Here is a 6,430-nt window from a genome sequence, read left to right as displayed (position 1 = left end):
CCCAATGATGTCTGGCGCTCTTTTCATGGACTTGTGGCGACATCGGCCACCGAAGTGCAAGGGGGGAATCAAATCCAGAAACCCGGGCTTCAACAGCGATCGGAACGACCTTGCGGCAATTCGAATGACCTTTCGGCGTCTCCAATGACCTTCCGGCTTCGGAGGCTGCTTTTGATCTTCAGCATCCACAACTACCTAGTAGCTAGCCTTCCCATCCTGGTCCACAAAGATATTCAGATGCGAAGGAAGCATCGTGAACGTGCAGGGCAGCGTGCCGCCGTACTCGCCGTCGAGATTGAGCTGGACATAGTCCGGCGTCGTGATCTGCATGCGAGGCGTCTTGAAGTGGATCAGATGCGGGTCGTTGAAATGCTCGCCGCGCAGGGCGAGCGTGACGATGCGGATGAACTCCGCCAGGTTGCATTTCTTGAGCACGACGACCTCGAACAGGCCGTCGTCCAGCCTCGCGTCGGGGGCCAGCTTCTCGAAGCCGCCGACCGAGTTGCTGTTGCAGATGAGGAACAGCATGATCTCCTCATGGATGTCCGGGATGCCCTCCGCCTGGATGAACACCTCGGTGGCGCGCAGGCGCGTCATCTTCTCCAGGCCCTTCATATAATAGGCCAGCTGCCCGATCAGCGTCTTGAGCTTGCTCGGCACCTCGTAGGTGAGCTCCGTCATGGAGCCGCCGCCGGCGATATTGATGAAGTACTTCTTGCCCGCGCGTCCGACGTCGATGGGACGGGCATATTGGCGTGTGATGAGCTCGCACGCATATTCCAGGTTGCGCGGTATGCCGAGCGCCCGGGCGAAGTCGTTGGTCGTACCGACCGGCAGAATGCCGAGCGGCGGGCGGTTCTCCTTCTCGCCGAGGCCGTTGATGACCTCGTAGAGCGTGCCGTCTCCGCCGGCGGCGATGATCATGTCGAAGCCGCGGTCAGCCGCGTCGGCCGCCGCGATGGAGGCGTCGCCCTCCCCCGCCGTGGCGTGGGTGCTCGTCTCGATGCCCCCGCGCTCCAGCATGGTGAGGATATCGCCCAGCCTTTTCTTCATCTCTTCGCGCCCGGAAGTCGGATTGTAGATCAGACGGGCTCTCTTGTACGTCTTGCTCATGCTTCATCCTCCTGCTTGTTCCAGCCACTGCAGCATCTGCCGCTGCATCCAGCGGACGACCGCTTCATCCGGGAGCATCCCCCGACCATTATATTCATATTCTAACTCACTCAGGCGTCCGGGAATCACCGAGGTTGTGAAATATCCTTGGCTAAGAAAAAGCGGAACGACGATGACGCGCTCATCCGGCCGCTTGCGCCGCATCGCCGACAGCTTGCACGCCGCCTGATCCGGCAGCAGCATCGCCGTCTCCGCGCGGGCGAAGCCGCCCGCAGCCCGGATCCGCTCCGCCATCCGGGTCATCCCTTCGCGCCAGCGGCCGTGGAACACGGGCTCGCGCGAGCCGTGGCCGATCAGCAGCAGCGCCTCGCTCGCCGGATCGCGCGAGAGCTCCCGGATGTTCGCGAGCAGCAGCTCCGCAATCTCCGGCTCGTCGTCGATCGGCCGGCCGGGATGGATGCGGGCGCCGCCGACATGAAACACCTCGAGCTCCCCCTCCCTAAGCCCCGCCGGCGGCTGGCCGAACGCCTGCATGATGTCGTCGACATGCGTCGCTCCCGACGAAACGAACAGCGGCAGCACGAAAATATCCGTGACGCCGCGTTCCAGCAGCTCGTCGACCCCGTCCTGGATCAGGCGCCCTTCCACGATCTCCAGAAACGACGAAACGACCGGCACAGAGCCGGCCGGTTGCTGAAGTCGTATCGCTGCCGCCTCGACGGCTTCGTCCACGAGCGCCACCCAGCCCCCGTCGCGGGAGCCGTGGCTGATGACAAGAATGCCGGGACGGACAATCGGGGAAGGAAAAGAGGATGATGGCGTCGCCGATGCTTGCAAGGACCGCTCCCCCTCCGGACTGCCAAGCGGAATATGACGGCCTGCGGAGCTCATTAGCGGTTCAGGCGGTCGAGGGTCATCTTGTACCCGTCATTGCCGTAGTTCAGGCAGCGCTTGACGCGCGAGATCGTCGCCGTGCTCGCTCCCGTCTCGGCTTCGATCTGGTTATACGTGCTTCCCTTGCCCAGCATGCGAGCGACTTCCAGGCGCTGCGAGAGAGACTGGACTTCGTTGACTGTGCACAGGTCGTCAAAAAACACATAACATTCTTCCACGCTCTTGAGCGTGAGTACCGCTTCGAATAATTGGTCGATTGCTTTATCGTTCAGCTTCTTTAGCTGCATTAATCCTTCACCTCGGTAAGAGTATCGCTGACTTTCTGGCTAGTGTCGCTACCTTTCATTCTAAAGGGATACGGCGAAGAAAACAACCAGTCACCGTGTTCACGCTTTAGAGGACAATAGAAAAATGAAAACGCTATCGGAATAAATCGTCGAAAACAGCTCTTTTTCCGCGGCGGAGCCCTCCCTCGGCAAGCCTTGTCTTATGCTGCCTAAACGCTGCCTAACGGCGGCTTTCACGACCTCCATAACGGCCGCGCCGCGGCACATTCCGTTCGCAGCTCAATTCCAACGTAACGCTCGATTACGGCCGATGCTTCCGGCTGGCCGCCGCTGTCATCGGGAGAAGGCAAAGAGTCCCTTCCAATGAGTCTGGAGATGCGGTCCCAACGGAACCTGCCCGCACCAGCCAATGAATCCCCGTTTTGTTCCTGAGCATCTCGATGCCGCAGGACCAGAAGCTCTCCTTTCCCGTGGGAATTTCCTGCAGGCATCCCCCCATGGGTTTTTCGGCAAAAACCGGGCTATCGTCCATACCTTACGCCCGCCTATTCCATACACTGTAACAAAAGCGGAATAAATCCGCCTCATACCAAGGATGTGATTGCAAGTGAACCCGAATTCTTACCCTCCATCCGGCCAGCGCAACACACCTGCTTCCGGACCGCCTTCTCAGGGAGGCATTTTCCCAGGCCTCGGCGATTCGTTCCCTTTTCAGCATATGCCCCAGCATTCGCTTTTCGCTCCGATGCCGTCCTCGTTCCCTTCCGCGATGCCGTCCGGTCCCGCGACGTCGATCGGACCGCTGGCCACGCTGGAAGCGGCCGCTCCCGCAGTCGAGAAGAAGAGCAGCCTGTTCTCGCTCGACAAGCTGTCGGATCTCAAAGGCTTCGTAGACCGGATCGGCGGCCTCGACGGCATTCTCGGCACGATGACCAAAGCCCAGAAGATCATCGGCAGCGTCCAGCAGATGGCTCCGCTGGTGAAGGTCATGATGGGATCGTTCGGCAAGAAGGGCTCGGACAAATCCAAGCTGGTGAACCTGGACGACGACGACTGGAAACCATCGAAAAAAAGAAGGAGGAACAAGAAACGCCGTCCGTCCGGCTCCCGCAAAGGCAAGGGCGGTTACGCCAAAGGCCCGCGCAGCCGCAGCCGCCGGCGCCGGAAAGGGCGCAGACAGAAGTTTGATGAATAACTTGTTCAGGGCAAAAGACAGCCCGCCCGGCCGCTTGAAGCGGTCCGGACGGGCTGCTTGCCTTGCAGGATGAAGAGGAGCCGTCCAATGCGCCTACAGGAAGATCCATTCGATGATCTTGTACATGACGGCGGACAGGCCCATCGCGATCGGAATCGTGATGATCCACGAAATGACGATGCGTCCCGCCATGCTCCACTTGACGTTGGCGAAGCGCTTGGCGCTGCCGACGCCGAGCAGGGACGACGTGATGACATGCGTCGTGCTGACCGGGAAGTGGATCAGCGTCGCGGTGAAGATGACGGCGGCAGAGCCGAGATCGGCCGCGAAGCCGTTGATCGGCTCGATCTTGAAGATCTTGGTGCCCATCGTCTTGATGATCTTCCAGCCGCCGACCGACGTGCCGAGCGCCATCGCCGTCGCTGCGGACAGCTTGACCCACAGCGGTACCTCCAGGTGGTCCTGGATGCCTGCGGCCACGAGCGCGAAGGTGATGATGCCCATCGCCTTCTGCGCGTCGTTGGTGCCGTGCGTATACGACTGGAATGCAGCCGTAATGATCTGGCCCGTGCGGAAGCCCTTGTTGAGCTGATGCGGGTTGCCGTTGGCGAAGATCAGCTTCAGGATCCACATGAGCGTGAAGCCGATCGCAAAGGCGATGAACGGAGAGAAGATCAGGCCCTTGATGATGTTTGTGAAGCCGCCTGCGTTGATGGCTCCGAAGCCGTCCGCCGCGATGACTGCGCCGGCCAGGCCGCCGATCAGCGCATGGGAGGAGGACGACGGGATGCCGAACCACCAGGTGACGAGGTTCCAGATGATGGCGCCGAGCAGCGCCGCGATGACGATCTGCTCGCCGTGGGCGAGCTTGGCCGGGTCGGCGACGCTGCCGCCGATCGTCTTGGCGACGCCGGTGAAGCTGAGCGCGCCGACGAAGTTCATGACGGCGGCCATGATGATGGCTACGCGCGGCTTGAGCGCCCGGGTCGAGACCGAGGTGGCGATGGCGTTGGCCGTGTCGTGGAATCCGTTGATGAAATCGAATGCCAACGCCAGAAACACCACCGCTATCATGACGACAAATGTAGTATCCATGGGCTGCGGTTAGTCCCCTATCCTATTAGCTGTTACGCATGATGATGGTTTCAAGCGTGTTGGCGACGTCCTCGAAGTAATCGGTCGTCTGCTCCAGCATTTCATACAGTTCCTTGCGCTTGATAAGCTCGATCGGGTCCTTGACGTTCGCGAACAGCGCCTTGATGCAGACGCGCAGCAGATCGTCGGCCTGATTTTCCAGCTCGTTGATGGCGATATTCGGCTCGCGGATGGCAAGCAGCTTTTTCTGGGACAGCAGGTAGATCGCTTTCTTGACTTGATGCGAGTTGCGGACCAGATTGTCTGCGAACAGGCGGATGTATTCGTCATGGTCGGTAACCTGGTACATCTCGAAGCGGGAGGAGCAAGCCTCGATCTCGTCGACGACATCGTCGAGAGCCGTCGTCAGCGCCATGATGTCCTCGCGCTCGATCGGCGTAATGAACGTCTTGTTCAGCTCCGTAATGATCGTATGTGTATAGCGGTCGCACTGGCTCTCGTAATCTTTCATCACCTTGGCAAACTCGCCGACATTCGTCAAATCCTCGACACCGCGGGCGAAATACTCCACGCATTCGACAATTGTGTCCGCCATCTCTTCCAGCGTCTTGAAGAAAATATTCTTCTTGGCCATGTTCGTCCCCTTTGCTTTCAGGAAAATGATGCTGCCTGCCCAATTTGGGCCGAACTAATCTTATCACAGTTGCTCCGCATCTTGTAAAGAATTTGTAAACGAAAACGGGCCGCCGGACACGAAATTGTCGTTTTTTCGACAACGTTCGACCTTTTTCGCTTGTTCCCAGTCTTCCCCTTTCTTCCGCTCCTATGCCGAAAAAGGAAGAACGAAAACGCCGGGCGGGGAAATCCGCTCCGGCGTTCAGAAGGTCCGATGACAGGATGCTCTCTCCCGGACGATGAAGATCGAATGAAGCTAGCTGTAGCTGACATGGCCCTCAAGCGAAGGATCGAGCGGCATGACATGCCAGAACGTCTTGCCCGGCACGAAGCTCAGCTCCCGCCCGTCCTTCTCGAGGCGGAACGAGCCGTCCGCGCCGCGCTTCCACTGCGCCTCCATGACTTGGCCGCGCTGGATGAGCAGCGCCGGCCCGCCGTCCTTCAGGCCGACCTCCAGCCGGCCGTAATCGTCGTACGCCCGGTGCTTGGCGCCGATGACGACGAGATTGGCGGCGGAGAGCTGCTCCTTGGTCTCCCTGTCCTCATGCGGCTTGCCGTCGATGAAGCGCTTGTACGTTGCCGAGCCGGCATCGTACTCATAGGAAACCTTGTAATTCTGCAGCTGGAACTTCAGCTCCACGGAGGTGGCCGCAGGAGAGGCGGCATCGACCGCAGGGCTCGAGGAGAAGGTGTAGGAAGGCCCTCCCGCCGACTTCAGGTAGCCCTTGCGGCCGGCGATCTTCGTGATCTTCTCCAAATCGGTGTACAGGTTGTGCGGCGCCTTGCGCGTCTTGTCCCGCCAGTAGTAGCCGCCCGCATTGGATATCTCGTCGAGATACGGCTTGCCCTGATGCTGCAGGATGTCGTAGGCATCCGTGCTCGCGCCCGCATGGGTGAGGACGCCATGGAACGACTCCCCGATATCGATCAGGTACGGGCGGATGCTGCGGACCGGGCCGACGGCTCCCTTGTAGCCGGCATCGCTTTGGAAGACGGCGATCAGCCTCGTGATGCCGCCCTCGGCGAGCACCTCCCACAGCATGTCGGCATGAGTCAGCCCGCTCTGGGGCGAGCGGCGGAGAAGTTGTTGACCATGACCGCGTACGGCCGTTCCGTCAGGGCGGCTCCGTCCGCCGGCGGCAGTCCCGTCAGCGGCGCGCCCGGCCCGGCC

At 60.3% G+C, this 6,430-nt stretch carries 7 protein-coding genes and 1 pseudogene; 1 reads left to right on the top strand and 7 read right to left on the bottom strand.

Features of this window, described 5'->3' with window-relative positions; genetic code table 11:
* Positions 1-195: 195 nt before the first annotated feature.
* The 3 genes from PHU01S_RS25255 to PHU01S_RS25245 are packed head-to-tail and all read right to left on the bottom strand — an operon-like array spanning position 196 to position 2,294.
* The gene (locus PHU01S_RS25255; protein ID WP_127510458.1) at positions 196-1,113 is read right to left on the bottom strand and encodes a diacylglycerol kinase; all 918 of its coding nucleotides are present in this window, start codon (positions 1,111-1,113) and stop codon (positions 196-198) included.
* A 3-nt stretch (positions 1,114-1,116) separates the two neighbouring features.
* Positions 1,117-1,950: a sirohydrochlorin chelatase gene (locus PHU01S_RS25250; protein WP_246029342.1), complete on the bottom strand. Its 834-nt coding sequence runs from the start codon at positions 1,948-1,950 to the stop codon at positions 1,117-1,119.
* 53 nt (positions 1,951-2,003) lie between these two features.
* Positions 2,004-2,294: a YerC/YecD family TrpR-related protein gene (locus tag PHU01S_RS25245; protein WP_021881922.1), complete on the bottom strand. Its 291-nt coding sequence runs from the start codon at positions 2,292-2,294 to the stop codon at positions 2,004-2,006.
* Between the two features lie 745 nt (positions 2,295-3,039).
* Here PHU01S_RS25245 and PHU01S_RS25240 point away from each other — a divergent pair.
* Complete coding sequence (locus tag PHU01S_RS25240; protein ID WP_218032505.1) at positions 3,040-3,489, top strand: hypothetical protein; 450 nt, start codon at positions 3,040-3,042, stop codon at positions 3,487-3,489.
* A 93-nt stretch (positions 3,490-3,582) separates the two neighbouring features.
* Here PHU01S_RS25240 and PHU01S_RS25235 read toward each other — a convergent pair whose 3' ends face one another.
* The 4 genes and pseudogenes from PHU01S_RS25235 to PHU01S_RS26810 all read right to left on the bottom strand — a co-directional run.
* Complete coding sequence (locus tag PHU01S_RS25235; protein WP_021881925.1) at positions 3,583-4,584, bottom strand: inorganic phosphate transporter; 1,002 nt, start codon at positions 4,582-4,584, stop codon at positions 3,583-3,585.
* Between the two features lie 25 nt (positions 4,585-4,609).
* Positions 4,610-5,218, bottom strand: a complete 609-nt coding sequence (locus PHU01S_RS25230) for a DUF47 domain-containing protein (RefSeq protein WP_048748988.1) — start codon at positions 5,216-5,218, stop codon at positions 4,610-4,612.
* Positions 5,219-5,515: 297 nt separating this feature from the next.
* Positions 5,516-5,899 (bottom strand): DUF3048 C-terminal domain-containing protein, encoded by a 384-nt coding sequence (locus PHU01S_RS26815; RefSeq protein ID WP_246029343.1) that lies wholly within the window; start codon positions 5,897-5,899, stop codon positions 5,516-5,518.
* Between the two features lie 138 nt (positions 5,900-6,037).
* Positions 6,038-6,354: pseudogene (locus PHU01S_RS26810) on the bottom strand (DUF3048 N-terminal domain-containing protein); the annotation flags it as partial.
* Positions 6,355-6,430 lie beyond the last annotated feature (76 nt).

Origin of the sequence: Paenibacillus humicus NBRC 102415 (assembly GCF_004000905.1) — a bacterium.
Taxonomy (GTDB): domain Bacteria; phylum Bacillota; class Bacilli; order Paenibacillales; family Paenibacillaceae; genus Paenibacillus_O; species Paenibacillus_O humicus.
This window is presented reverse-complemented; position numbering and strand designations above follow the sequence as displayed.